The organism is Arthrobacter saudimassiliensis (genome assembly GCF_059090665.1).
Genome location: NZ_JBNHFX010000001.1, coordinates 1 through 24,890 on the forward strand (window position 1 = coordinate 1; position 24,890 = coordinate 24,890).

The 24,890-nt window shown below is 69.5% G+C and carries 21 protein-coding genes and 2 tRNA genes; 10 read left to right on the plus strand and 13 right to left on the minus strand.

Annotated features, from left to right (window positions below; genetic code table 11):
* Positions 1-421: 421 nt before the first annotated feature.
* The 3 genes from AC5RV6_RS00005 to AC5RV6_RS00015 form a co-directional block, all read right to left on the minus strand.
* The gene (locus AC5RV6_RS00005) at positions 422-1,198 is read right to left on the minus strand and encodes an MBL fold metallo-hydrolase (protein WP_494005236.1); all 777 of its coding nucleotides are present in this window, start codon (positions 1,196-1,198) and stop codon (positions 422-424) included.
* Positions 1,199-1,205: 7 nt separating this feature from the next.
* Positions 1,206-2,312 carry a branched-chain amino acid aminotransferase gene (locus tag AC5RV6_RS00010; RefSeq protein ID WP_494005237.1) on the minus strand — a complete coding sequence of 369 codons (1,107 nt, stop codon included), beginning with the start codon at positions 2,310-2,312 and terminating at the stop codon, positions 1,206-1,208.
* Positions 2,313-2,374: 62 nt separating this feature from the next.
* Positions 2,375-3,439 (minus strand): 3-isopropylmalate dehydrogenase, encoded by a 1,065-nt coding sequence (locus tag AC5RV6_RS00015; RefSeq protein WP_494005238.1) that lies wholly within the window; start codon positions 3,437-3,439, stop codon positions 2,375-2,377.
* A 180-nt stretch (positions 3,440-3,619) separates the two neighbouring features.
* Here AC5RV6_RS00015 and AC5RV6_RS00020 point away from each other — a divergent pair, with 180 nt between their 5' ends.
* The 5 genes from AC5RV6_RS00020 to AC5RV6_RS00040 all read left to right on the plus strand — a co-directional run bounded on the left by AC5RV6_RS00020 (position 3,620) and on the right by AC5RV6_RS00040 (position 9,711).
* Positions 3,620-4,834, plus strand: a complete 1,215-nt coding sequence (locus AC5RV6_RS00020; RefSeq protein ID WP_494005239.1) for a sensor histidine kinase — start codon at positions 3,620-3,622, stop codon at positions 4,832-4,834.
* A 5-nt stretch (positions 4,835-4,839) separates the two neighbouring features.
* The gene (locus AC5RV6_RS00025) at positions 4,840-5,535 is read left to right on the plus strand and encodes a response regulator (protein WP_494005240.1); all 696 of its coding nucleotides are present in this window, start codon (positions 4,840-4,842) and stop codon (positions 5,533-5,535) included.
* 163 nt (positions 5,536-5,698) lie between these two features.
* Positions 5,699-6,469, plus strand: coding sequence for an ABC transporter ATP-binding protein (locus AC5RV6_RS00030; protein ID WP_494005241.1), 771 nt, complete (start codon positions 5,699-5,701; stop codon positions 6,467-6,469).
* A 2-nt stretch (positions 6,470-6,471) separates the two neighbouring features.
* Complete coding sequence (locus AC5RV6_RS00035) at positions 6,472-9,018, plus strand: FtsX-like permease family protein (protein ID WP_494005242.1); 2,547 nt, start codon at positions 6,472-6,474, stop codon at positions 9,016-9,018.
* Positions 9,019-9,201: 183 nt separating this feature from the next.
* Complete coding sequence (locus AC5RV6_RS00040) at positions 9,202-9,711, plus strand: hypothetical protein (RefSeq protein ID WP_494005243.1); 510 nt, start codon at positions 9,202-9,204, stop codon at positions 9,709-9,711.
* Between the two features lie 80 nt (positions 9,712-9,791).
* On the opposite strand, the gene metG is transcribed toward AC5RV6_RS00040, so the two are convergent.
* The 8 genes from metG to ilvD all read right to left on the minus strand — a co-directional run bounded on the left by metG (position 9,792) and on the right by ilvD (position 21,131).
* Positions 9,792-11,351, minus strand: a complete 1,560-nt coding sequence (gene metG, locus AC5RV6_RS00045; protein WP_494005244.1) for a methionine--tRNA ligase — start codon at positions 11,349-11,351, stop codon at positions 9,792-9,794.
* A gap of 9 nt (positions 11,352-11,360) precedes the next feature.
* A complete protein-coding gene (locus AC5RV6_RS00050; RefSeq protein ID WP_494005245.1) occupies positions 11,361-12,740 on the minus strand; it encodes an FtsX-like permease family protein in 1,380 nt (459 codons plus the stop codon).
* Positions 12,737-13,474, minus strand: a complete 738-nt coding sequence (locus tag AC5RV6_RS00055) for an ABC transporter ATP-binding protein (protein WP_494005246.1) — start codon at positions 13,472-13,474, stop codon at positions 12,737-12,739. Before AC5RV6_RS00055 ends, AC5RV6_RS00050 begins: the two co-directional genes overlap by 4 nt.
* Before the next feature lie 196 nt (positions 13,475-13,670).
* Positions 13,671-15,266 carry a phosphoglycerate dehydrogenase gene (gene serA, locus AC5RV6_RS00060; RefSeq protein WP_494005247.1) on the minus strand — a complete coding sequence of 532 codons (1,596 nt, stop codon included), beginning with the start codon at positions 15,264-15,266 and terminating at the stop codon, positions 13,671-13,673.
* Between the two features lie 171 nt (positions 15,267-15,437).
* Positions 15,438-16,463, minus strand: a complete 1,026-nt coding sequence (gene ilvC, locus AC5RV6_RS00065; RefSeq protein WP_494005248.1) for a ketol-acid reductoisomerase — start codon at positions 16,461-16,463, stop codon at positions 15,438-15,440.
* Between the two features lie 44 nt (positions 16,464-16,507).
* The gene (gene ilvN, locus AC5RV6_RS00070; RefSeq protein ID WP_494005249.1) at positions 16,508-17,020 is read right to left on the minus strand and encodes an acetolactate synthase small subunit; all 513 of its coding nucleotides are present in this window, start codon (positions 17,018-17,020) and stop codon (positions 16,508-16,510) included.
* Between the two features lie 3 nt (positions 17,021-17,023).
* Positions 17,024-18,931: an acetolactate synthase large subunit gene (locus tag AC5RV6_RS00075; protein WP_494005250.1), complete on the minus strand. Its 1,908-nt coding sequence runs from the start codon at positions 18,929-18,931 to the stop codon at positions 17,024-17,026.
* A gap of 496 nt (positions 18,932-19,427) precedes the next feature.
* The gene (gene ilvD, locus AC5RV6_RS00080) at positions 19,428-21,131 is read right to left on the minus strand and encodes a dihydroxy-acid dehydratase (RefSeq protein WP_494005251.1); all 1,704 of its coding nucleotides are present in this window, start codon (positions 21,129-21,131) and stop codon (positions 19,428-19,430) included.
* A gap of 205 nt (positions 21,132-21,336) precedes the next feature.
* Here ilvD and AC5RV6_RS00085 point away from each other — a divergent pair, with 205 nt between their 5' ends.
* Positions 21,337-21,762 (plus strand): hypothetical protein, encoded by a 426-nt coding sequence (locus AC5RV6_RS00085; protein ID WP_494005252.1) that lies wholly within the window; start codon positions 21,337-21,339, stop codon positions 21,760-21,762.
* Here AC5RV6_RS00085 and AC5RV6_RS00090 read toward each other — a convergent pair.
* A complete protein-coding gene (locus AC5RV6_RS00090) occupies positions 21,725-22,729 on the minus strand; it encodes a 2-hydroxyacid dehydrogenase (protein ID WP_494005253.1) in 1,005 nt (334 codons plus the stop codon). The two genes, AC5RV6_RS00085 and AC5RV6_RS00090, sit on opposite strands and share 38 nt — an antisense overlap.
* Before the next feature lie 133 nt (positions 22,730-22,862).
* Here AC5RV6_RS00090 and AC5RV6_RS00095 point away from each other — a divergent pair, with 133 nt between their 5' ends.
* Together AC5RV6_RS00095 and AC5RV6_RS00100 are read left to right on the plus strand one after the other, a co-directional pair.
* Positions 22,863-23,243, plus strand: coding sequence for a hypothetical protein (locus tag AC5RV6_RS00095; RefSeq protein ID WP_494005254.1), 381 nt, complete (start codon positions 22,863-22,865; stop codon positions 23,241-23,243).
* Positions 23,244-23,347: 104 nt separating this feature from the next.
* Positions 23,348-23,423, plus strand: a tRNA-Lys gene (locus AC5RV6_RS00100).
* Between the two features lie 152 nt (positions 23,424-23,575).
* On the opposite strand, the gene AC5RV6_RS00105 is transcribed toward AC5RV6_RS00100, so the two are convergent.
* Positions 23,576-24,046 (minus strand): MarR family winged helix-turn-helix transcriptional regulator, encoded by a 471-nt coding sequence (locus AC5RV6_RS00105; RefSeq protein ID WP_494005255.1) that lies wholly within the window; start codon positions 24,044-24,046, stop codon positions 23,576-23,578.
* Positions 24,047-24,227: 181 nt separating this feature from the next.
* Between AC5RV6_RS00105 and bcp the strand changes: the two genes are divergently transcribed.
* Together bcp and AC5RV6_RS00115 are read left to right on the plus strand one after the other, a co-directional pair.
* Positions 24,228-24,695: a thioredoxin-dependent thiol peroxidase gene (bcp, locus tag AC5RV6_RS00110; RefSeq protein ID WP_494005256.1), complete on the plus strand. Its 468-nt coding sequence runs from the start codon at positions 24,228-24,230 to the stop codon at positions 24,693-24,695.
* 45 nt (positions 24,696-24,740) lie between these two features.
* Positions 24,741-24,822 (plus strand) — tRNA-Leu (locus tag AC5RV6_RS00115).
* The last annotated feature ends 68 nt before the right edge of the window (positions 24,823-24,890 follow it).

Consider the following 24,890-nt stretch of genomic DNA (forward strand, 5'->3'; position numbering starts at 1 on the left):
GGGTGCGGCAAACCGGCCAAATAACCAATCAAAATAATTGGTATCAATAAACTTGGCACACTATTGAGTTCTCAAACAACAGACACATCCGGCCTACTCGGGAAAACCGTTCCAAAACCGGAACTTTCTTTTCCCTTTCGCACCGCCGTGGTGTGTTACAATCCTAAACCCTCCAACCGCTTTCCTGCAAATCCGGGTCTTTCACCGGAAACCAGGCCAACAGGCTTTCAGGACCTCCAAAACCACGGATAAAAACCGGCAGCAAAGCCACCCGGAATTCTCATCCGATCAGTTGTGAAGGGGATCGTCGCTCCGCTCTCCGGCGGGCAACAGATCCAACTATACGCACCCGGCCACCCCACCGCAACTCGACCGGATGTGATCCCGGTCAAGCAGTCGGGGGGCCGCGTCCTGCCGGAAGTTACCGGCTGCGCAGGTACTCCAGCTGAGCGGCCACCGAAAGTTCGGCGGCGGCGCGGACATTGGCCGGCACGTCCGCGTACACCAGGTCCGCGACCTGTTCCGCGGTGGCGTCGGCGCCGGCGTGCTCCACCGCCGCCCGGATCTGCGCCAGCCGTTCGGTCCGGTGGTCCCGATAGGTCAGGACCACCGAGGAGAGGTTGGGCAGCACGGGCCCGTGGGCGGGCAGCACCGTGGCCGGCCCGAGCCGGTCCAGCACATCCAGTGAACGCAGGTAGTCCGCGAGGGTTCCGTCGGGCCAGTCCAGCACGGTGGTGCCGCGGCCGAGGATGGTGTCCCCGGTGAGGACGGCGCCGGCCGGGCCGTCGTCGGGCAGGAAGAAGCACACCGAATCGGAGGTGTGCCCCGGTGTCGCCACGACCCGGATCCGCACTCCCCCGGCCGTGATCTCCTCGCCGTCGGCCAGCGGTTTTCCGTTGACGCAGTACTCGGGGTCCAGCGCACGGACCGGCGCTCCGGTCAGTTCCGCGAAGCGGGCGCTGCCCTCGGTGTGGTCCGCATGCCGATGCGTGATCAGTACCAGGTCGACGCTGCCGGCCGAAGCCAGCGCCTGCAGGTGCCCCTCATCGGCCGGGCCCGGGTCCACCACCACCAGGCCCCGCGCATCGGGCGCCGACAGCAGGTAGCTGTTGGTGCCGTCCAGGCTCATCGGACCGGGATTGGGCGCGAGCAGGAAGCTGCTGAGCTCCGAGCTGCGGACGGGGGCGGGCGCCGGCATCTGCATGCTAGGCCAGGCGGGTGAGCCAGCCGTGGGTGTCCTCCACGGTGCCGGTCTGGATGCCGAGCAGCTGCCCGCGGATGGACATGGTGACCTCGCCGGCGGCGGCGTCGGGCGAGCCGATCGTGAAGTCCTCGGACTTCAGCTCGCCGATCGGGGTGATCACCGCGGCGGTGCCGCAGGCGAACACTTCGGTGATCTCACCGGAGGCCACGCCGTCGCGCCACTCATCCAGGGTGATCTTCCGTTCCTGCACGTCCATGCCGCGGTCGCGGCCGAGCTGCAGCACGGAGGAGCGCGTGATGCCGTGCAGGATGGTGCCGGACAGGGCCGGGGTCACCAGGCGCCCGTCCTTGAAGACGAAGAACACGTTCATGCCGCCGAGCTCCTCGACGGCGTTGTCGTTCGCCTCGTCCAGGAACAGCACCTGCTTGCAGCCGTGCGCCTCCCCCTCCATCTGGGCAATGAGCGAGGCCGCATAGTTGCCGCCGCACTTGGCCTCGCCGGTGCCGCCGCGCCCGGCGCGGGCGTACTTCGTGGAAAGCCAGATGGACACGGGCTTCAGTTCACCGCCGAAGTAGTTGCCGGCGGGTGAAGCGATGACGCGGTAGGAGACCTCCCGCGCGGGCCGCACGCCCAGGAACGCCTCGGTGGCGATCATGAACGGCCGCAGGTACAGCGCTTCCCCGTCTCCGGTGGGCACCCAGTCACGGTCGACGTCGACCAGCTGGCGCAGCGAGTCCAGGAACAGCTCTTCGGGCAGCTCGGGCAGGGCCAGCCGGCGGGCGGAGGCGTTCAGCCGGGCGGCGTTGGCCTCGGGCCGGAAGCTGACGATGGAGCCGTCGGCGTGCCGGTAGGCCTTCAGGCCCTCGAAGATTTCCTGGCCGTAGTGCAGGACGGCGGCGGCCGGGTCCATCGGAATCGGCCCGTACGGCTCGATCCGTGCGTCCTGCCAGCTGCCCTCGCCGCTCTCCGGCGCACGGTAGTCGACGACGGCCGTGTGGTCGGTGAAGTGGTTGCCAAAGCCCGGGTCGGCCAGGATCGCCGCCCGCTCCTGCACTGACTTCGGGTGGGCGGAGAGCTTCCTGGTGAATTCCAGAGCGCTGACAGACATGGTTCCTCCACGCCGGACGGCACGGCCGCCCGGCAATACGGCGTTGATTTGGTAGGACGAGCTTATGCCACGGCGGCGGCGATCGCATCGCCGACGGCGGCGGTGGAACGCGGTTCGCCGGTGCGGGCGGCGATGTCGGCCTCCACCGCGCGGTTGACGGCGGCGGCTTCGTCCGCGAAGCCCAGATGCTCCAGCAGCAGGGCCACGGAGAGGATCGCCGCGGTGGGGTCGGCCAGCTGCCGGCCCGCAATGTCGGGCGCTGAACCGTGGACCGGTTCGAACATGGACGGCGCGGTGCCGTCCATGTTGATGTTGCCCGACGCCGCCAGCCCGATGCCGCCGGTGACCGCGGCGGCGAGGTCGGTCAGGATGTCGCCGAACAGGTTGTCGGTGACGATGACGTCGAACCGGGCCGGATCGGTGACCATGAAGATGGTCGCGGCGTCCACGTGGAGGTAGTCGTGGGTGACCTCCGGGAATTCCCGGGCCACCCGCTCCACGGTGCGCTTCCACAGCCGCCCGGCATGCACGAGCACGTTGTGCTTGTGCACCAGGGTCAGCTTCCGCCGCGGACGGGCTGCGGCGCGGCGGAACGCGTCGCGCACCACGCGCTCGACGCCGTGCGCGGTGTTCAGCGAAACCTCGGTGGCGATTTCGTGCGGGGTTCCTTCGCGCAGCACGCCGCCGTTGCCGACGTACGGGCCCTCGGTGCCTTCGCGCACGACGACGAAGTCGACGTCGCCGGGGCTGGCCAGCGGGCTGGGCACGCCCCGGTAGAGCTTGGACGGGCGCAGGTTCACGTAGTGGTCGAGGCTGAAGCGCAGCTTCAGCAGCATGTCCCGCTCGATCAGGCCCGACGGCATGCGGGTGTCGCCGGGGGCGGCACCGACGGCGCCGAAGAGGATGGCGTCGTGGCCGCGCAGGCGCTCGAGGGTCTCATCGGTCAGCGTCTCGCCGGTCTGCAGCCAGTGCTCGGCGCCGAGCCGGTAGTCGGTCAGCTCGAAGGTCGCCGCGCTGGCGGCGGTGGCACGGCGAAGGACCTTGACGGCTTCGGCGATGACCTCGGGGCCGATTCCGTCCCCGGGGATGACGGCCAGTGACACGGTGCGCGCTGCTTCTTGGCTCATGTCGGTATTCTAGGAACGGCGTCCGAATGCTGGGCAATCTGTCCATATTATGGACATACCGCAGGAAACACAGCGTCACGGCGCCCTGCCGGACCGGGGTTTTCCCGGCACCGGAGCGGCCTACCGGTTCATACCCCGGCATGAGGCGGCGGCGTGCCGTGCCGCCTAAAGTGGGTGTCCATGCTCGTGCACCGACGTCTCTATGCCTGGATGCAGGCGAACCACGCCAAGGTGGACCTGTGGCAGGCCCTTGCCGCCACACTGGTCTTCGCCGCCCCCTTCCTGCTCGTGGCGATCTACGACCGCTTCGCCCTGGTCGAGTTCGCCCTCTCCGCGGCCATCTGCCTGCCCCTGGCCTGGCGCAGGACCCGCCCGGTGCATGCGGCCGCCGTCCAGGCCGCGGCGTGCATCCTGCAGCTGTTCCTCATTCCGGAAACCGCCCTGCCGGCGGACATCCTCGTGATCGCCGTCGTGCACGGTCTCGCGGCTTACGGGCCGCGCTGGGCCAGCCTCGCCGGACTGGTGCTGGCCCTGATCGGCGGGGCACTGTTCCTGCTGCGCTATTTCCTGCTCCCCGTCATCGACCAGACGATGGACCTCGTCGACTTCATGATCGTGATGGGGATCGCCCTGGTCGCCATCGAAGCCACCGTCCTCGCCGCCTGGACCTTCGGGGACCTGGCCCGCACCCGGCGGCTGACCGTCCAGGCGCTCGAGGACCGGGCCCGCCGGCTTGAAGTGGAACGCCAGCAGGAACGCGACCTCGCGGCAGCCGACGAGCGCAGCCACATTGCCCGGGAAATGCACGACATCGTGGCCCACTCGCTGTCGGTGATCATCACCCAGGCCGACGGCGCACGGTATGCGAGCGCCGACGATCCCGAGGTTGCGCGGCAGACCCTCGGAACCATCGCGGAGACCGGCCGGGGATCGCTGCAGGAGATGCGCCGGCTGCTGGGCGTGCTGCGCGGCGACGACGACGCCTCCACCCGTCCCCTGCCCTCGCTGGCGGACCTGGACGGGCTGATTGAATCCGTCCGCCGGGCAGGGCTGCAGGTCTCCCACGCCATCGACGGCGTGCCGCGCCGGGCGCTGCCCGCCGGCGCCGAGCTCACCGCCTACCGGGTGGTCCAGGAGGCCCTGACCAACGTGCTCAAGCACGCCGGGCCGTCCGCCCGCGCCGAGGTCCGCCTGGCGTGGACCCTCCGCGGCCTGGAGCTGACCGTGCACGACGACGGCCGGGGCGCCGCCGCCGCGGCCTCCTCGGACGGCGCCGGACAGGGTATCAACGGCATGCGTGAACGGGTGGGCCTCTACGATGGAACCGTGGCCGCCGGCCCGGCCACGGGCGGCGGCTTCCACGTGGACGCTTTCATCCCCTATACGGAGGCCTGACCCCCATGCCCGAAGACGCCGGCCCCATCCGCGTCGCACTCGTCGATGACCAGCAGCTGGTCCGCGGCGGCTTCAAGATGCTGATCAACTCCCAGCCCGACCTCGAAGTGGTCGCAGAAGCCGGGAACGGCAGGGAGGCTCTGCAGGCACTCGCAGCGGTGCCTGCCGACGTCGTGCTGATGGATGTCCGGATGCCCGGGATGGACGGGATCGAGGCGACCACCCGGCTGCTGGGGGAAGACGGCGCCGCTGATCCCGACCGGCTGAAGGTCGTGGTCCTGACCACCTTCGACCTCGACGAGTACGCCCTCTCGGCGATCCGGGCCGGCGCCAGCGGGTTCCTGCTCAAGGACGCTCCGCCCGAGGAACTGCTTGAGGCCATCCGCACCGTCCACCGGGGCGACGCCGTGATTGCCCCGTCCACCACCCGGCGGCTGCTGGACCACGTCGCTCCCCTGCTGCGCGAACCGAGCGCCGAGGCCAGCGGCAACGCCGCGCGGGTCCAGTCCCTGACTCCCCGCGAGCGCGAGGTGTTCACGCTCATTGCCCGCGGGCTCTCCAATCCCGAGATCGCCGCGGAGCTGTTCCTCTCAGAGGCGACCGTCAAGACGCACGTGGGGCACATCCTGGCCAAGCTCGAGGCCCGCGACCGGGTGCAGGCCGTGGTTATTGCCTACGAAACCGGAATCGTCGCACCCTAGGTCCCGCCCGGCCCCGCCGCCCGGACAGCGGGCACCTGCCGGCCTGCTCCCCGAGTCCTACCGGCTGGCCGGCGGCGCTCCACCCAGGGTATGAGGCCGGGCGCCGCCGAACCGTTCCACCCTCCGATGTGCCGCCCCCGGCCCCCGCCATAGCGTTAGGGGCATGACGACACTCGCACAGCATTCCGCCGCGTCCGGCGCCGGCAGGCCGGCCCGCGCGGCCGCAGCACAGAAGCTCAACAAGACCTACGGCAGCGGCGACACCCGCGTCCACGCGCTCAAAGACGTGGACGTCAGCTTCGACGCAGGCACCTTCACCGCCATCATGGGCCCTTCCGGATCCGGCAAGTCCACCCTGATGCACTGCCTCGCCGGCCTGGACAGCGCCGACAACGGGCGCATCTGGATCGGCGACACCGAAATCACCGGGCTCAAGGATGCCGACCTGACCCGCCTGCGCCGGGACAGCGTGGGCTTCGTGTTCCAGTCCTTCAACCTCGTCCCCACCCTCACCGCCGAGCAGAACATCACCCTCCCGGTCTCCCTGGCCAACAGCACGGTGGACCGCGACTGGCTGGGGTACGTCACCGAGACCCTGGGGCTGACCGGGCGGCTGAAGCACCGCCCGCATGAGCTCTCCGGCGGCCAGCAGCAGCGTGTGGCGGTCGCCCGCGCCCTGCTGACCCGCCCCGACGTCATCTTCGGCGACGAGCCCACCGGCAACCTCGACTCCAAGTCCGGCGCGGAGGTGCTGTCCCTGCTGCGCCGCTCCACCCGGGAACTGGGCCAGAGCATCATCATGGTCACGCACGACCCGGTGGCGGCGTCCTACTCCGACCGCGTCGTCCTGATGAACGACGGCGCGCTGGTCGGCGAGCTGGACAGCCCCACCCCGGACTCCGTCCTGGCCGCCCTGTCCACCCTGGGGGCCTGACCATGCTGCGGGTTGCCCTGGCGCAGGTGCGCCTGAACGCACGGCGATTCATCGCCGTCTCCCTGGCCGTGATCATTGCCGTGGTCTTCCTGACTGCCACCCTGATTATCAACTCCTCCTCGAAGGCCTCGCTGGCCCAGAGCGTGGGGCACGGGTTCCGCCACGCGGACCTGGTGCTCACTCCCGACGATCCGTACGGCCAGAACGGCGAGCCGGACATCCTTGACCAGTCCGCCGTCGACGCCGTCGCAGACGCGGAGGGCGTTGCCGGAACGTACGCCCTCCGCGAGGCCTACGCTGTCTTCGGCGAAGGCCGGAACCGCAGCTACGGGCAGGTGCGCAGCCTGCCCGAATCCGCCCCGCTGCTGCCGGTCGACCTCGTCGAGGGAAACCTTCCCGCCACCGAAACCGAGGTGGTTCTGGACGAGGTGACCGCGGAACGGCTGGAACTGGGCCCGGGCTCCGTCCTCCCCTTGGAGACCCAGCCTCCCGCCGAACCGGGCGCGGAGGCATCCGGCGACCCCGGTCTGCCGCCCCTGACGGAGCTGACCGTCACCGGGCTGGTCACCGCTTCCGACGATCCGACCCTGATGGGCGGCGCACAGCTCTACGCTGCCGACGGCGCCGTGGCCAGGCTCGGGGAACCCGGGCAGGGTTTCACCAACCTGCAGATCGCCCTCGGTGATGACGCGGATACGGCTGCGGCCGCGGCCGCCCTGCAGCAGGCACTCACCGACGCAGGGGTCGCCGGTGTGACCGTGCGGACTGCGGCCGAAGAGGTCGACCGGACGATGGCAGGCTTCACCGGCGGGGAGGACCAGCTCACCGTCATCCTGCTGGCGTTCGCGGCCGTGGCGCTGCTGGTCTGCGCGCTGGTCGTCTCGAACACCTTCTCCGTCCTGGTGGCCCAGCGCACCAGGGAACTCGCCCTGCTGCGCTGCATCGGGGCAGGCAGGGCCCAGATCCGCCGCTCGGTCATCGTGGAGGCGCTGGTCGTGGGCGTGCTGTCGTCCGTCGTTGGCGTGCTGCTGGCGGTGGGCCTGATGGCCGGCGTCATTGCCTACCTGCAGACCGTGCCGGAAGCCGGATTCGCCACCCTCGCCGTCGGGCCCGGCGCCGTCGCGGCCGGCCTGACCGCCGGCATCCTGCTGACCGTGCTCGCGGCTCTGGTCCCGGCCCGGGCGGCCACCGCCGTCGCTCCCCTGGCTGCGCTGCGCCCGGCTGAGGACCTGCGGGTCGGCAGCCGGCGGGGCCGGATCCGGCTGGGCATCGGCCTGGTGCTGCTCGCCGTCGGCGCCCTGCTCCTCGGGACCGGAGCCGTCATGGCGAACCTGCTGATCGCCCTGCCCGGCGGAATCCTCAGCTTCATCGGCGTGCTGATGTGCGCCACGCTGTTCGTGCCGCCGCTGGTGCGGGCCGTCGGCGCCATGGCCGCCCCGCTGGGCGTGCCGGGCAAGCTGGCCGCGGTCAACGCGGTCCGCAACCCGCAGCGGACCTCAGCGACCTCCTCGGCACTGCTGATCGGCGTCACCCTGGTCGCCATGATGATGTCAGGAGCCGCGATGGCCCGAACCGCCTTCAACGACACCCTCGCGCAGCAGTACCCGGTGGACGTGAGCGTCGAGCAGGGTATGGACAGCGGGGAGCCCTACACTGACGCCGATGTGCAGAAGGTCCTGGCGCTGGACGGGGTGGACCAGGCGATCCTGCTGACGCCGGGGGGCGCGGTGGAAGTGGACGGCTCGGACTGGCCGGTCTACGTCCTGGATCCCGCTGAGGGGTCCGTGCTCAAGGACCAGGGGCTGGTCCCGGCCGACGGCACCATCTCCATGCCGGAGGGCACGAAAGCGGAGACCGTGACTGTACGCGGTGCGGCATCCCAGGTGGAGCTGGATGTGGTGGTCTCCGGGAATCCGTACTTCGATCCCCTGATCTCCCCTGCCACTGCCGAGCGGATCGGCGGCGCCCTGGCCCCGGTGATCGGCGAGTCCGCCGCCCAGCCGCAGCTCTGGCTCAGCGTCGAGGACGGCCTGGGCACCAACGAGCTGATGGACCTGCGCTCCGAGCTGTCAGCGGTCCTGGACGTCGAGGACTACTACATTGACGGCTCGGCCATCCAGCGGGCCGCCTTCGAACAGGTGATCAATGTGCTGCTGCTGGTCGTCACCGGCCTGCTGGGCGTGGCCGTGGTGATCGCGCTGGTCGGTGTGGCGAACACTCTGTCGCTGTCCGTCCTGGAACGCACCCGGGAGTCGTCGCTGCTGCGGGCCCTGGGCCTGACCCGGGCGCAGCTGCGCGGCATGCTCGCCCTGGAAGCCGTGCTGATTGCCGGCGTCGCCGCCCTGCTGGGCTGTGTGCTCGGGGTGGTGTACGGCTGGCTGGGGGCGCAGTCCGCGCTCGGCGCCTTCGCCCTTGTCGTGCCGGTGGTGCCCTGGCTGCAGCTCATCGCGGTGCTGGCCGTGGCCCTGGTCGCCGGGCTGCTGGCCAGCGTGCTTCCGGCGCGGCGGGCCGCCCGCCTCTCCCCCGTGGAAGGCCTGGCCGCCGACTGAGCCCGACGGCCCCGCGCGGCCCAGGGCCGGGTCCGCGAAGAACGCCCGGGCCGCCGACACGGCGGGCCGGGCGTTCGGCTGTCCGAAACTCGCAGCAGCCCGGCGGATCTGCAAGGATACTAAGCACGCTGAGCTGCAGGCAGGCACAACCGAGACAAACCGGCCGAACCGGAGGAGCACACGATGGCAGAGCAGGAGCAGGATTGGAAACCGGCCCACGAGTCGCTGGCCGCGTACCTGAACGACCATCTGGTGGGGGCAGAGACGGGCGTGCGCCTGTTCCGCGCCACGGCCGATACCTGGCGGGGGTCGGAGTATGAGTCGGTCTTCACGTCGCTGGCGGAGGAGCTCTCCGGCGAGCGGGACGAACTGGAGAACCTGATCATTGCCCTGGGCTACGGCAGGTCGAAGTTCAAGGCGCTGGCCGGATGGGCCGGTGCCCTGATCGGCCGGCTGGGCCCCATGAACCCGCTGGGCACCGGCGGCGGGCCGACCGGGCAGCTGGAGCTGGAGATGCTGCAGTCCCTGGTCCGACAGAAGGAATCGATGTGGCGCACCCTGCTGGTGCTCTCCGCGCGGGACCGCCGGTTCAATCCCGCCCGGCTGCGCGAACTCCTCGACGCCGCCCAGCGCCAGCAGCAGGAGGTGGCCCATGTGATGGAGGCGACCGCCGTCGCCCGCTTCCTCACCTGAACCGGACAAGGGAGCTCCGGGACACAGCTGCGGCCCGCACCATGATCGGTGCGGGCCGCAGCTGTGTGGAGTCGAGCCGGTTATTCGGCGGGTTCCTCGTACTTCGGGAAGATCGGCGCGGGGGCCGGCAGCGCCGTGCCCGGGACAAGCGGCGTGCCGATGGCACTGAACTGCCGGGCGGCACCCTCGTCCTGGCCCAGGACCGTGAGCAGCTTGGCCGCGCTGCCGGGCATCACCGGCTGGATGAGGATCGCCACGATGCGCAGCACCTCGAGCGTCACGTACAGCACCGTGTTCATGCGCTCGACGTCGGTCTTGCGCAGCACCCACGGCGCCTGCTCGGCGAAGTAGGCGTTGGTGTCGCCGAGGACCTTCCAGGTGGCCTCGAGGGCGGCGTGGAAGTCCTGGATGTCGTAGGCCTCGCGGGAGATCTGCAGCAGCTTCCCGGCGGCGTCGAGCAGCGCGGTGTCCTGGTCGGTGAACTCCCCCGGCTGCGGCACCGCAGCGCCGCAGTTCTTGGCCACCATCGACAGCGAGCGCTGGGCCAGGTTGCCCAGGTTGTTCGCGAGGTCGGAGTTCATGCGGGCGACGACGGCCTCGTGGTTGTAGGAGCCGTCGGCCCCGAAGGGCACCTCGCGCAGCAGGAAGAACCGCACCGCGTCCAGCCCGTACTGGTCCGCCCAGTCCTTGGGCGCCACCACGTTTCCCAGCGACTTGGACATCTTCACGCCCTTGTTGTGCAGGAAGCCGTGGATCATGATCCGCTTCGGCAGCTCCAGCTTGGCGGACATCAGGAACGCCGGCCAGAAAATGGCATGGAACCGGGAAATGTCCTTGCCGATCACGTGCACGTCGGCCGGCCAGTACTTCCGGAACGCCTCGCTGTCGGTGTCGGGGAAGCCGACGCCGGTGAGGTAGTTGGTCAGCGCGTCCACCCACACGTACATCACGTGGTCCGGGTTGCCCGGCACCGGGACGCCCCAGTCGAAGGTGGTGCGGGAGATGGACAGGTCCTCCAGGCCGCCCTTGACGAAGCTGATGACCTCGTTGAACCGCGAGCGCGGGGCGGCGAAGTCCGGCTGGGACTCGTAGAGGGCCAGCAGCTTGTCCTGGTAGGCGGAGAGGCGGAAGAAGTAGCTTTCCTCCTCCGTCCACGTCACCTCGGTGTCCGTCTCCTTGGAGTAGCGGACGCCGTCCTCACGGACCTCGGTTTCGTCCTCGCCGTAGTAGGCCTCGTCGCGCACGGAGTACCAGCCGGCGTACTTGGAGAGGTAGATGTCGCCGTTCTCCTCCATCCGCTTCCAGATGGCCTGGGCCGCGGCGTAGTGGTCGGCGTCGGTGGTGCGGATGAACCGGTCATAGGAGGTCCCCATGTCCGCCTCCATCTGCAGGAAGGCGGCGGAGTTTCGGTCCGCGAGTTCCTTGGCGGTGATGCCTTCCTTATCCGCGGACTGCTGCATCTTGAGTCCGTGCTCGTCCGTGCCCGTCATGAAGAACACGTCGTAACCGTCCAGCCGCTTGAAGCGGGCCATCGCGTCGGTGGCGATGTGCTCATAGGCGTGCCCGATGTGGGGCTCTCCGTTGGGATAGGAGATGGCCGTGGTGATGTAGAACGGGGTACGGGATTCGGAGGAAGTCACACTAGAAAATTACCCTCTTTTTCCGCCGTCCGCTTCCAGCGCCCGAGTCAGCACCGGCGCCGTCGCAGCGAGGCCGGCCCGCACCAGCAGCACACCGGCGGCCACGGTCGCGGCAAGGATCGCCATCGACGCCGGGCCAAACAGCAGCGCCGCGCCCACCAGCGGGGACAGCAGCACGCCCGAGACGGCCACGGACACGGTGCAGACCAGCAGCAGCGGCTGCATGACCGCTGCGATCCGGGCGGCGTCGATCACCTCGCGCGGCATCCCCATCCGGTCGAGGCTGCGGTAAAGGTCCGCCCGATCGAGGATTGCCGCCGCCTGCGAGATGCCCGCGGAGCAGGCCACCATGAGGAACCCCGCCACCACGGTGATCAGGACTCCGGTCTGGAGGTCCTGCAGCAGGAAGTCCTCCGGGTTCCGGCCCTGCGAGCCCCGGGCGGCCGCGGTGATCGAGCCGCCGATGACCGCGGTAAAGCACACCATCGACAGGGAGCTGACCTGGCGCCAGGCCGCCTTGGGCGCCTCGAGCACCATCCGGGCGGCGAGCAGTGCCTGCGGGGTGGCGGCACGCCGCAGCCGGCGCCGCGCCGAACGGGCCACCAGCCAGGGGCCGACCAGGTTGAGGACCGCCATGCCGGCGGCAAACACGCCGGTAATCACCGCAACCCCCACCACTGTGGAGCCGAACGGGACCTGCAGGGCCAGGAAACCCATGCCGACGACGGCGACGGCGCCCCAGGCGCGGCCCTTGCGCACCTTTTCGGGCAGGGCCCGGCTGCGTACGCCCAGGGGCGAGAGGACCACCCTCCGCAGTCCGAGCGCCGAGCTGAACGCGGCCAGGAGCACCACCAGCAGCAGGGTCAGCGCAAGGGCGGCCGGGTGCAGCCAGTAGGCGGAGCCCAGCGGCTCCCCGCGGAAGTGGATCAGCTGTACGAACGGAGCAAGCACGAGGTAGCCGGCCACGCCGGCCAGGGCACCGGCGGCGGCGACGGCGGTGGCTTCGAGCACCGTCACCAGGCCCACGGTCCGGGCAGAGGCACCGAGCAGGCGCAGCGTGGACAGGTGCTCGTCCCGGCGGCGGGCCGACAGGCGGGCGGCGGATCCGCCGAGGGTGATCAGCGGAAGCACCAGCAGGGTCAGGGCAAACCCGGCGAGCAGCTGGTAGAGGACGCCTTCCTCGTCGCCCCACTTGCCGAAGGACAGGGCTCCGGCCAGGACCGTCAGCAGCAGCGTGGTGACGATGGCGAAGGATGCCGCGGGCAGCAGCGCTGCCGCCCGCCGGCCCTCCCCCGGGCGGTTCAACAGCCACGCCACACGGAACGGAACGGTGGCTGCCGACGCCGACGGCGGCACGGACGCGGCGGAAGCAGCTGCAGGGGCGCTCATCGCCCGGCTCCCATCGGGCCGGTGCCGGGTGTGCCGGCGGTGTCGTGGGCGATCCGGCCGTCGGCCAGGGTGATGACCCGCCCGCACCAGCGCGCCACCTCGGGATCGTGGGTGACGACGACCAGCGCGCGTCCGGTGCCGTCGACGCTGCGCAGCAGCTGCTGCATGACCTCTGCCGAGGTCCGCGAATCCAGGGCGCCGGTCGGTTCGTCCGCGAACAGGACCCGGGCGCCGGTGACCTGAGCACGGGCGATGGCCACCCGCTGCGCCTGGCCCCCGGAGAGCTCGCCGATCCGTCGCTCCTCCATGCCTGCGAGCCCGAGATCCGCCAAGGCCCGGGCGGCGGCCTGCTCAGCATCCCGGCGGGCGGCGCCGATCAGCATCAGCGCCAGCGCGACGTTCTCTCCCGCAGTGAGCTCGGGGATCAGCAGCCCCTGCTGGAAGACAAAGCCGAAGTCGGTCCGCCGCAGGGCGGACCGGTCGTCGTCGTTCAGCGCGGTGACCTCCACGGGGCCGGCGCTGCCCTGGAACAGGACGCTGCCGGCGTCGGGCAGCAGGATGCCGGCCAGGCAGTGCAGCAGGGTGGTCTTCCCGGAGCCCGACGCTCCCATGACGGCCACCGCTTCACCGGGCCGGACGGCCAGCGAGACCCCGTCCAGGGCCGGCGGGCCGCCGTAGGACCTGACGAGGTTTTCGGCTGTCAGCAGGGGCGCTCCGGGCGCGGATGTACTCATGCCTCCATGCTGTCCCGGGCCGGGCCGGCCCCGCGTCGGAGCCGGGCATGAAACCGTACCGGGTGCTCCTCCTACCGTGGGCGGAGGCCGCCTCATCCCGCCGCCGCCCGGAGACGCCGAAACGGCAGGGGCGGGCCGTCGAAGCGGTCCGTCCCTGCCGTTGCGCGTCCCTGCGGACGCCGTGCCGGTGGAGGCGTCAGCCCTGCAGGTCGACCTCGCGGACGACGTCGGCGCTGATTTCCTGCTTCAGGGCCTCCAGCACCTCCTGCGGCACCGAGGAATCCACGGTGAGCAGCGACAGCGCCTGGCCGCCCTCGGTGCGGCGGGCGACCTGCATGCCGGCGATGTTGACCTGGTTCTCCCCCAGCACGCGGCCCAGGGCGCCGATGACGCCGGGCCGGTCCTGGTAGAGCAGGACCACCAGGTGCTCGCTGATCGGGATTTCCAGGTCGTAGCCGTTCACGCCCACGAGCTTCTCGATCTGCTTCGGCCCGGTCAGGGTGCCGGCCACGGAGATCCGGGTGCCGTCGGAAAGCGCGCCGCGCAGGGTCAGCACGTTGCGGTAATCATCCGCCTCGGGCGTGGTGAGCAGGCGCACCTCGATGCCGCGCTGCTCGGCGAGCACCGGGGCGTTCACGTAGGAGACCTGATCGGAGACGATGTCGGTGAAGATGCCCTTCAGTGCGGCCAGCTCCAGCGCCTTCACGTCGAGGGCGGCGATCTCGCCGGCCACTTCGATGTCGATGGCGGTCACGGAATCATGGGCCAGGGCGGTGAAGATCCGGCCGAGCTTCTCGATGAGCGGGATGCCGGGGCGCACGTCCTCGGCGATGACGCCGCCGGCGACGTTGACGGCGTCGGGCACCAGCTCGCCGGCCAGGGCCAGGCGCACGGACTTCGCGACGGAGATGCCGGCCTTTTCCTGGGCCTCATCGGTGGAGGCGCCCAGGTGCGGGGTCACGATGACGTTGTCCAGGGCGAAGAACGGCAGGTCGGTGCTGGGTTCCTTGACGAACACGTCGACGCCGGCGCCGGCGATCTGCCCTTCGGTCAGCGCGGTGTAGAGGGCTTCCTCGTCGACCAGGCCGCCGCGGGCCACATTGACCACGTACGCGGTGTCCTTCATCTTCGCGAACGCCTCGGTGCCAAGCATGCCCAGGGTCTCCGGGGTCTTGGGCATGTGGATGGTCACGAAGTCGGACTGCTCCAGCAGTTCGTCCAGGGAGACCAGCTCGACGTCGAGCTGCGCGGCGCGCGCGCTGGTGACGTAGGGGTCGTAGGCCAGGATCTGGGTGCCGAAGGCCTGCAGGCGGGCGGCGACCAGCGCGCCGATGCGGCCCAGGCCGATGATGCCGACCTTCTTTTCGTACAGCTCGGTGCCGGTGTACTTGCTCCGCTTCCACTCCCCGCCCTTGAGGGCGGCGGAGGCCTGCGGGATGTGCCGGGCCAGGGACAGGATGTGCCCGACCGTCAGTTCCGCGGCGGAGATGATGTTCGACGTCGGGGCGTTGACGACCATGACGCCGGCCTGGGTGGCGGCCTTGATGTCCACGTTGTCCAGGCCCACGCCGGCGCGGGCGATGACCTTCAGGTTCTTCGCGGCGGCGATCGCCTCGGCGTCGACCTGGGTGGCCGAGCGGACCAGGATCGCATCGACGTCGGCGATCTCGCGCAGCAGCTCGGAGCGGTCCGCGCCGTTGGCCTGGCGGATCTCAAAGTCGGGGCCCAGGGCCTCGACCGTGGCGGGGGACAGTTCCTCGGCGAGGAGTACTACGGGTTTGGTGGCAGTCACCGGTGACCTCTTCAGCTGGTGTCGTGTTCTGGTGGTTCCGCGCTTCACGCGCAAAAGGGCCGGGCCCGGCGGTTGCCGGGCCCGGCCCCGTTGCCGATGCGGCGTGCACTTCGAGCCTATCGCCCGCCGTGCTCAGGAGTCCGCAGCGCAGGGATTGTTACCCGGCGGGAATCAGCGGGCGACGGATCCCTCGGTGTAGTCGTCCTCGTTCTTCAGCCAGGAGAACAGCTTGCGCAGCTCGCGGCCGGTGGCCTCGATCGGGTGGTCCTCACCCTTCTTGCGCAGCGCCTTGAACTCCGGAGCGCCGGCGTCCTGGTCGTCGATGAAGCGCTTGGCGAAGGCACCGTTCTGGATGTCCGCGAGGACTGCCTTCATGTTCTCCTTGACGCGCTCGTCGATGACGCGCGGGCCGGAGACGTAGTCGCCGTACTCGGCGGTGTCGGAGACGCTCCAGCGCTGCTTGGCGATGCCGCCCTCGACCATCAGGTCGACGATGAGCTTGAGCTCGTGCAGCACCTCGAAGTAGGCGACCTGCGGCTGGTAGCCGGCCTCGGTCAGGGTCTCGAAGCCGTACTGGATCAGCTGCGAGGCGCCGCCGCAGAGCACGGCCTGCTCGCCGAACAGGTCGGTTTCGGTCTCTTCGGTGAAGGTGGTCTCGATGACGCCGGCGCGGGTGCCGCCGATGGCCTTGGCGTAGGAGAGCGCCAGGTCGCGGGCCTTGCCCGAGGCGTCCTGCTCGACGGCGATCAGGTCCGGCACGCCGCGGCCGGCCTCGAACTCGCGGCGGACGATGTGGCCCGGGCCCTTGGGAGCGACCAGGGCAACGTCGACGTCGGCCGGCGGCTGGATGTAGCCGTAGCGGATGTTGAAGCCGTGGCCGAAGAACAGCGCGTCGCCGGCCTTGAGGTTGGGGGCGATCTCCTCGGCGTAGACGAAGCGCTGGACCTGGTCCGGGGTGAGGATCATGATCAGGTCGGCCTCGGCGACGGCGTCGGCCACATTGAGGACGCGCAGGCCCTCGGCCTCGGCCTTGGCGCGGGACGCGGAGCCTTCCTTCAGGCCGACGCGGACGTCGACGCCGGAGTCGCGCAGGCTGAGGGCGTGGGCGTGGCCCTGGCTGCCGTAGCCGATGACGGCGACCTTGCGGCCCTGGATGATCGACAGGTCGGCGTCGTCGTCATAAAACATGGTGGTCACTTGTGTGTCTCCTGTTGGGTCTTGGATGAAGGTATCCGGGGGAACTAGGCGCTGCGCAGCGCGCGGTCGCTCATGGACTTCGCGCCGCGGCCGATCGCCAGGGTTCCGGACTGAACAATTTCGCGGATGCCAAAGGGCTCAAGCACTGAGAGCAGTGCGTTGAGCTTCTCGGCGGTGCCTGTGGCTTCAACGATCAGGGAGTCGGTGGACACATCGACCACTGAAGCGCGGAACAGCTCGGCTGCCTGGGTTACCTGCAGCCGGGTTGCGGCATCCGCGCGAACCTTGACCAAGATGTGGTCGCGTTGCACGGAGGATTCGGGAACGAGCTCGACAATCTTGATGACGTTGATGAGCTTGTTCAGCTGTTTGGTGACCTGCTCGAGCAGGTCACCCTCGGCGTCGACCACCACGGTGATCCGGGACAGCCCGGACACCTCGGAAGGGCCCACGGCCAGGGAATGGATGTTGAATGCGCGGCGGGCGAAAAGGCTGGCGACCCGGGTGAGCACACCGGGGACGTCTTCGACCAGCACCGACAGGGTATGGCGGGCCATGTCCTACTCCTCCTCGTCCCAGCTGGGGGTCATGTTGCGGGCGATCTGGATCAGGTCGTTGCTGACCCCGGACGGGACCATCGGCCAGACCATGGAGTCGCGGCTGACCACGAAGTCGATCACCACGGGGCGGTCGTTGATCTCCAGCGCCGCCTGGATGGTGGCGTCGATGTCCTCCTCCCGTTCGCAGCGCAGGCCGGCGCAGCCGTAGGCGTCGGCCAGCTTGACGAAGTCGGGCACCCGTACGGTGTCCGCCCCGGTGTTCAGGTCGGTGTTGGAGTAGCGGGACTCGTAGAAGAGCGTCTGCCACTGGCGCACCATGCCGAGCGAGGAGTTGTTGATGACGGCGACCTTGATCGGAATGTTGTTGATCACGCAGGTCGCCAGTTCCTGGTTGGTCATCTGGAAGCAGCCGTCGCCGTCGATCGCCCAGACCACGCGGTCCGGGTTGCCGACCTTGGCGCCCATCGCGGCGGGCACGGAGTAGCCCATGGTGCCCAGGCCGCCGGAGTTCAGCCACGCCCGGGGCCGCTCGTACTTGATGAACTGCGCGCTCCACATCTGGTGCTGGCCGACGCCGGCGACGTACACGCCTTCCGGGCCGGTCAGGGCGCCGATGCGCTCGATGACCTTCTGCGGGGCCATCAGCCCGTCCTCGGGCTCGGACCAGCCGGTGGGGTAGGTTTCGCGCAGCTTGTCGATGACGGCCCACCAGGCGGCGAGGTCGGGGGTGCCCGCGGCCTCGAACTGGGCCCGCACGGCCTCGGTGAGCTCGGGCATGATCTCCTTGACCGAGCCGACGATGGGCACATCTGCCGGCCGGTTCTTGGAGATTTCCGCCGGGTCGATGTCGGCGTGGATCACCTTCGCGCCGGGCGCGAAGGAGGACAGCACGCCGGTCACCCGGTCATCGAAGCGGGCGCCGAGGGTGATCAGCAGGTCCGACTGCTGCAGGGCGGTGACGGCGGAGACCGAGCCGTGCATGCCGGGCATCCCGGCATGCTGGCGGTGCGAATCGGGGAACACGCCGCGGGCCTGCAGGGTGGTGACCACGGGTGCGCCGACCAGTTCGGCCAGTTCCAGCAGCTCGGCCGAGGCATTGGCCTTCAGCACACCACCGCCGACGTAGAACACCGGGCGCTGCGCGGCGCCGATCAGCCGGGCCGCCTCGCGCACCTGCTTGGAGTGCCCGCGCACCACGGTGCGGTAGCCGGGCAGGTCGATCTTCGGCGGCCACGAGAACATGGTCCTGGCCTGCTGGGCGTCCTTGGTGACGTCAACCAGCACCGGGCCGGGGCGGCCGCTGGTGGCGATGTGGAAGGCCTCCGCGAGCACGGAGGGGATCTCGTCGGCCTTGGTGACCAGGTAGGAATGCTTGGTGATCGGCATGGTGATGCCGACGATGTCCGCCTCCTGGAAGGCGTCCGAGCCGATGACGGAGCTGGAGACCTGGCCGGTGATGGCGACCATCGGCACCGAGTCCATGTGGGCGTCGGCGATGGCGGTGACCAGGTTGGTGGCACCGGGGCCGGAGGTCGCGATGCACACGCCCGCCTGTCCGGTGACCATGGCGTAGCCTTCGGCCGCGTGGCCTGCGCCCTGCTCGTGGCGGACCAGGATGTGGTTGATCTTCTGCGAATCCATCAGCGGATCGTAGGTGGGCAGGATGGCTCCGCCCGGCAGGCCGAAGACGTCGGTGACGCCCAGCTCCTCCAGGGCGCGGACGATGGCCTGGGAGCCGCTCATCTCCGTGGGCGGAACAATGTTGTTGGGGCCCTGGATGCGGTCATCCACGGCGTCAGCAAGCACCGGCGCACTACCGGCAGTTTCTCGGGCCTTGGCCTGCGCCGCGCGCGGCGGTCCGGCTCGGTGGGCCATCAGCGAGGGGCTGATCGGCGATCCCTTGGTCATAAGGACTTCCTTTGCGGATGGGTATCCATATTGATGTGTGCGGCGGCCGTCCGGGGATTAGCCCGGCGCGGTCTTTGTGCTTCCTGAAGCCAATAAAAAAACCCCTCGAGCCGGTTGGCTCCGTAGGGGTCTGCGCGTGGCGTCACTTACCAGACGGGGCTCTTATGCCACGCGCTGAATAAGGACGACGGTTACCTTCTGCATAACCCTCAGTCTTCCGGTCCCCTCTGGTGAGTGTCAACCGGCGTTACCTTCGTCTCATTATATGAGACGATCCGTCCACGTTCCGGACATTACGCTCCGCCCGATCCGGGAGGCCTACTGGGCCGGAAACCGCCCCCCGCTCTGCTGTTTTGTTGTTCTGACCCGGAAGGTACCTTGCGCACCTCAGGCGGCAGGGCACCATTGAGGCACTTCGGCGGCAGGGCTTAATAAGGCTGCAACGCAGGGGCCCCAAGCGCATCCGCCCCCGGGCGGATGCGCTTGGGGAGGCGTATCAGCCGCAGTAAGCCCCCGTGGAGGCGGAATTGACCATCTTGGCGTACTTGGCCAGGACACCCTTGGTGAACTTGGCGGGCAGCGGCTGCCAGCCGACCCTGCGGGCTTCCAGCTCCTCCGGCTCCACCAGCAGGTCGAAGCTGCGGGCGGCGATGTCGACGCGGATCCGGTCGCCGTCCTTCACGAAGGCGATGGGGCCGCCGTCGACGGCTTCGGGGGCGACGTGCCCGATGCACAGGCCGGTGGTGCCGCCGGAGAACCGGCCGTCGGTGAGCAGCAGGACATCCTTGCCGAGGCCGGCGCCCTTGATGGCGCCGGTGATCGCGAGCATTTCGCGCATGCCCGGGCCGCCCTTGGGGCCTTCGTAGCGGATGACGACGACGTCGCCGGCGTGGATCTCGCCGTTGTCGAGGGCGTCGAGGGCACCCTGTTCGCGTTCGAAGACGCGGGCGGTGCCTTCGAAGATGTCGGCGTCGAAGCCGGCGCTCTTCACCACGGCGCCTTCGGGGGCCATCGAGCCGTGCAGGATGGTGATGCCGCCGGTCTTGTGGATGGGGTTGTCCAGGGCGCGCAGGATCTTGCCGTCGACGTCCGGCGGGTTGATCTCGGCCAGGTTCTCGGCCACGGTCTTGCCGGTGACGGTGAGGCAGTCGCCGTGGAGCAGGCCGGCGTCGAGCAGTGCCCGCATGATCACGGGCACGCCGCCGATCTTGTCCACGTCGGTCATCACGTAGCGGCCGAACGGCTTCAGGTCGCCCAGGTGGGGGATCTTGTCGCCGATGCGGTTGAAGTCCTCGAGCGTCAGGTCCACCTCGGCCTCGCGGGCGATGGCCAGCAGGTGCAGGACGGCGTTGGTGGAGCCGCCGAAGGCCATGGTGACGGCGATGGCGTTTTCGAAGGCCTTCTTGGTCATGATGTCGCGGGCGGTGATGCCCTTGCGCAGCAGGTTCACGACGGCTTCGCCGGACTTGCGGGCGAACTCGTCGCGGCGCCGGTCCGCCGAGGGCGGGGCGGCGGAGCCGGGCAGGGACATGCCCAGGGCCTCGCCGATGCAGGCCATGGTGTTGGCGGTGTACATGCCGCCGCAGGCGCCTTCGCCGGGGCAGATGGCCCGTTCGATACGGTCGAGGTCGCCGCGGCTCATCTTGCCGGCGGCGCAGGCGCCGACGGCTTCGAAGGCGTCGATGAGGGTGACCTGCTTCTCCGACCCGTCTTCGAGGGTGACCCAGCCGGGCATGATGGACCCGGCGTACAGGAAGACGCTGGAGAGGTCGAGCCGGGCGGCGGCCATCAGCATGCCGGGCAGGGACTTGTCGCAGCCGGCCAGCAGCACGGAGCCGTCGAGGCGTTCGGCCATCATGACGGTTTCGACGGAGTCCGCGATGACCTCACGGGAGACCAGGGAGAAGTGCATGCCTTCGTGGCCCATCGAGATGCCGTCGGAGACGGAGATGGTGCCGAACTGCATGGGGAAGCCGCCGCCTGCGTGCACGCCTTCCTTGGCTCCCTGGGCCAGGCGGTTCAGCGACAGGTTGCAGGGGGTGATTTCGTTCCAGGAACTGGCGATGCCGATCTGGGGTTTGGCGAAGTCGTCGTCGCCCATGCCGACCGCACGGAACATGCCGCGGGCCGGGGCAGCGTGAATGCCGTCGGTGACGACACGGCTTCTCGGTTTGATGTCTGGGGTGTTCTCCACGCTCATGCGCTAAATCCTATGACCATTGCCGGTCGCGGCCCGGGGATGTGACGGGGCGCGGTGCCGTGTTACGAACATGTTTCCTGCCTGGACCTCCCCCGGTTTCCAACGACCGGACGGGCCGGGACGGTTCCCGGCCGGTGCTGACGATCAGGTAACAGTCCGGCGCCCGGGCTCCCTCGACGGCGCTCCGCCTCCCTAGACTGGCCCCATGACTGCCGATCAGGGACACCCGGACAGCGACGAACTCAAGGCGGCCCTGCGGAGGATTTTCGACTCCCAGATTCCGAACTACGGAAGCTACAACCTGGTCTGCGCCTCGCCGGCCGGGGACGACGACCGGCACTATGTGCTGGGCTACCGCTGGACCCCCCTGGAGCTCATCTTCGCCCCCTTCGACCCGCGCACCCTCGAGGGCATTGAGGTGCCGACGTCCGTCGGGTCCACCAACCTGGCCCACACCGAGCCGGTCGGGCCGGGCCGGCTGGCCGTCGCGACGATCACCGGCCGTGTCTTTACGTTCGAGGTGCATCCCAAGGCCGGGCTGCCGGTGGCCTGCGGCGCCGGGGTGGTCGAGCAGGCCGCGGACCTGGAGGACTTCACCGGGTTCCTGGCGGAGTTCCGCCGGATCGGCTAGGAGCCCGCCCCCAGGGGCCGGGGATGACAAGGTTCTCCGGTTCCCTGCCGGCTGCCAAACGGGCGGCCTGCCGCCGCAGCAGGGCGGCGATCCGCGGCGGAAACGCGCCGCTGTTGCCGCCGTTGTGCGGGGTGATCAGCGCATTGGGCGCCGACCAGAGCGGGTGGCCGGACGGAAGCGGCTCCGGATCCACGACGTCGAGGGCGGCCCGCAGCCTGCCGGACACGACTTCACGGGTCAGGGCCGCGGTGTCGACGACGGGCCCGCGGGCCACGTTGACCACCAGCGCACCGTCGGGCAGCGCGGCAAGGACCTCGGCATTGACCAGGTGGCGGGTGTCCCCGTTCAGCGGGGTGATGACCACGAGCACCTCGGCCGTGCGCGCCAGCCCGGTCAGCTCGGCGGCCCCGTGCACCTGCCCGTCCGCGTCGGTGCGCGCGCGGGATCCCACCCGGGTCAGCTCCACGTCGAACGGTTTCAGCCGCGCCGCGATTTCGCGGCCGATGCCGCCCACCCCCAGGAGCAGGACACGCCGGTCCGCCAGGCCGGGCCAGCGCGCCGGTTCCCAGAGCTGCCGCCCCTGGCTGCGGACGGCCTCCGGGATGCCCCGAAGCGAGGCGATCATCAGCCCGAGGGCGAGTTCGGCGGTGGCGGCCGCATGGACTCCGGCGGCGGTGGCAACCGCGGTCTGCGGTCCGACGAGTTCGGGCACGCCGTCATAGCCCGTGGTCTGAGTCTGCACCAGCTGCAGGCGCGGCGCCCTCGCCAGCGCCGGGGCCCAGTCGCCGGCGGGAGCGTAGGGCAGGACGACGGCGTCCACTTCCGCGGCGTCCACGCCCTCCGGTTCCCCGGCCAGGTCCCATACCGCGGCCGTGATGGCTTCGGGCAGCGGGCCCAGATCACGCAGCAGCTGCGCATCCGGAACGGTGAGCGTGCGGACGGGACGGAACGGAATCTGGTCTGCCATGTCCGCCAGCCTACCGGCGCGGATCAGCGCATCCGACGCCGCCGGGGCGCGCGCCGTCCGTGCGGGTTTACCGCCGGCGCGGCGCCGTCCTACCGTCATAGGAAGCACTGCGGCATCGACGGGAGGAGCGGCGATGGAACGCTCACGGCTCAATCGGCTGGTGTTCGCGGCGGCGCTTGCCGGCGGCGCCCTGGCCGCCGCGATCCGCCGGCGGACGGACCGCGATTCACCTCCGCCCGGCTCACCGGGCGCCGGGAGCCGGGACGGCCGGCCGGACCCGGGCTCCGTCACGGTGACCGTCCGGCGGGGCGCGGACGGTGCGGACGGGCAGGAGGACGCGCGACACGGCGCCTGGCGGGGCGCACTCCCCCGCCGGATCCAACGCCGACCGCCGGCGCCGGCCGATCCGTCCCGCCCGGAACCGCGGCGCGTCTGGGTGGTGGAGGCCGGGCCGGAGTGGGACGGCACCGCCGGCGAGTGCGTGATCAGGCGCCCCGACCCCTCCGGAATGTGATCTGCCCTACTTTTACCGCCTGAATTTCAGGTTCCGGGCAGAGTGCTGGTAATGTTTCATGTCGTTGCAGCGCACCGCGGAGATATCCGGCGCAGCAGCAAAATGCACCTCTAGCTCAATTGGCAGAGCAATTGACTCTTAATCAATGGGTTCCGGGTTCAAGTCCCGGGGGGTGCACCACAATAAAGACTCCCGCCGACACTGTCGGCGGGAGTCTTTTTGTATTGTGCGGCGCCGACGAACCGGGCCCTCCCCTGACGCCGGGACCACAAACGACGACGGCGGGAGGAGGCCCCGAAGGCCTTCCTCCCGCCGTCGCGGAACGTACGTGACTACCCGGCGTTCAACACCGGAGGCTGCGGCATCCCCGGAGCCGGATCGATGGCCACCGGGATCCCGGAGACATCGACCGCGGCCTGCCAGCGGGGGCTGCCCAATTCGGTGATGACGCGGCGCAGCTGCCCGCGCAGCTCCTCGGACATCAGCTCGCCGCCTTCCAGCAGGGTCCGCTCGATGTTCTGCGCTTCACGCAGGGCCTCGCGGCCCTGGTCGGTGATCGAGACCATGTGGCTGCGTTTGTCCATGTCGTTGCGCACGCGCTTGACGTGCCCGTGGCTTTCCAGCCGCGCCAGGGTCTTGCCCATGGTCTGGGCCTGCACCCGCACCAGCTGGGCAAGGTGGGCCTGCGTCATGGGGCCCTGGGAATCAAGCACGCCCAAGGCGATGACGCCGGCGTGGGTTACTCCGATGCTGACCAGCCGCTCATTCCAGGCGTGCTCAACAAGCCGTGCGGCAGTCGACAACAGGCGACCGGTGGGCCAACGCTCCATATCCGGCATAAAGCAGAACTCTTCCTTTCAGGGGTTCGGATTCATTAGGCCGATCGGCTAGCCTGAAATCCACTGACTACGATAGCCACCGCAGTCCTGAGCTGTCGCGCGGCCCCGGGCCCCGCAACCTAATCGATACAAACAGGAGCACCTCATGTCCAGACTGACCGTCGGCGACGTCGCCCCCGATTTCACCCTCGAAGACTCGGCGTCAACCCCGGTCTCACTGTCCGACTTTTCCGGCCGCAGTGTCATTGTTTACTTTTATCCCGCCGCAGCCACTCCCGGCTGCACCAAGGAAGCCTGCGACTTCCGGGACAGCCTGGCCGGCCTGCAGCAGTCCGGCTACGCCGTCCTGGGCATCTCACCCGATCCGGTCAGCAAGCTGGCCAGGTTCACGGAGGACCAGGCGCTGAACTTCCCGCTGCTCTCCGACCCGGACCATGCCGTGGCCGAAGCCTACGGCGCCTGGGGCGAGAAGAAGAACTACGGAAAAGTCTATGAAGGACTCATCCGTTCCACAATCGTGATCGATCCGGAGGGCGTGGTGAGCCTCGCCCAGTATAACGTCCGCGCCACCGGGCACGTTGCCAAGCTGCGCCGCGACCTCGGCCTCGACTAGGCTCCGGTACACTGTAGGCTGGCCCGGCCCCCAGGGGGCGGCCAGGCGCGAGTGGCGAAATTGGCAGACGCGCTGGATTTAGGTTCCAGTGTCTTCGGACGTGGGGGTTCAAGTCCCTCCTCGCGCACTTCTCCGCCGACCCGCTGACGGGCGGCACCTGAGCCCTTCGGTTCCGACACCCCGACCCATCGGTCG

Bases quoted from the DNA above. Each gene is read 5' to 3' on its own strand.
- AC5RV6_RS00010 (WP_494005237.1), bottom strand. From the start codon at position 2,312: ATGTCTGTCAGCGCTCTGGAATTCACCAGGAAGCTCTCCGCCCACCCG.
- AC5RV6_RS00075 (WP_494005250.1), bottom strand. From the start codon at position 18,931: ATGACCAAGGGATCGCCGATCAGCCCCTCGCTGATGGCCCACCGAGCC.
- AC5RV6_RS00030 (WP_494005241.1), top strand. From the start codon at position 5,699: ATGACGACACTCGCACAGCATTCCGCCGCGTCCGGCGCCGGCAGGCCG.
- ilvN (WP_494005249.1), bottom strand. From the start codon at position 17,020: ATGGCCCGCCATACCCTGTCGGTGCTGGTCGAAGACGTCCCCGGTGTG.
- AC5RV6_RS00085 (WP_494005252.1), top strand. From the start codon at position 21,337: ATGACTGCCGATCAGGGACACCCGGACAGCGACGAACTCAAGGCGGCC.
- AC5RV6_RS00005 (WP_494005236.1), bottom strand. From the start codon at position 1,198: ATGCCGGCGCCCGCCCCCGTCCGCAGCTCGGAGCTCAGCAGCTTCCTG.
- AC5RV6_RS00035 (WP_494005242.1), top strand. From the start codon at position 6,472: ATGCTGCGGGTTGCCCTGGCGCAGGTGCGCCTGAACGCACGGCGATTC.
- ilvD (WP_494005251.1), bottom strand. From the start codon at position 21,131: ATGAGCGTGGAGAACACCCCAGACATCAAACCGAGAAGCCGTGTCGTC.
- AC5RV6_RS00015 (WP_494005238.1), bottom strand. From the start codon at position 3,439: ATGAGCCAAGAAGCAGCGCGCACCGTGTCACTGGCCGTCATCCCCGGG.
- bcp (WP_494005256.1), top strand. From the start codon at position 24,228: ATGTCCAGACTGACCGTCGGCGACGTCGCCCCCGATTTCACCCTCGAA.
- AC5RV6_RS00095 (WP_494005254.1), top strand. From the start codon at position 22,863: ATGGAACGCTCACGGCTCAATCGGCTGGTGTTCGCGGCGGCGCTTGCC.
- AC5RV6_RS00025 (WP_494005240.1), top strand. From the start codon at position 4,840: ATGCCCGAAGACGCCGGCCCCATCCGCGTCGCACTCGTCGATGACCAG.
- AC5RV6_RS00050 (WP_494005245.1), bottom strand. From the start codon at position 12,740: ATGAGCGCCCCTGCAGCTGCTTCCGCCGCGTCCGTGCCGCCGTCGGCG.
- AC5RV6_RS00055 (WP_494005246.1), bottom strand. From the start codon at position 13,474: ATGAGTACATCCGCGCCCGGAGCGCCCCTGCTGACAGCCGAAAACCTC.
- AC5RV6_RS00040 (WP_494005243.1), top strand. From the start codon at position 9,202: ATGGCAGAGCAGGAGCAGGATTGGAAACCGGCCCACGAGTCGCTGGCC.
- AC5RV6_RS00090 (WP_494005253.1), bottom strand. From the start codon at position 22,729: ATGGCAGACCAGATTCCGTTCCGTCCCGTCCGCACGCTCACCGTTCCG.
- AC5RV6_RS00020 (WP_494005239.1), top strand. From the start codon at position 3,620: ATGCTCGTGCACCGACGTCTCTATGCCTGGATGCAGGCGAACCACGCC.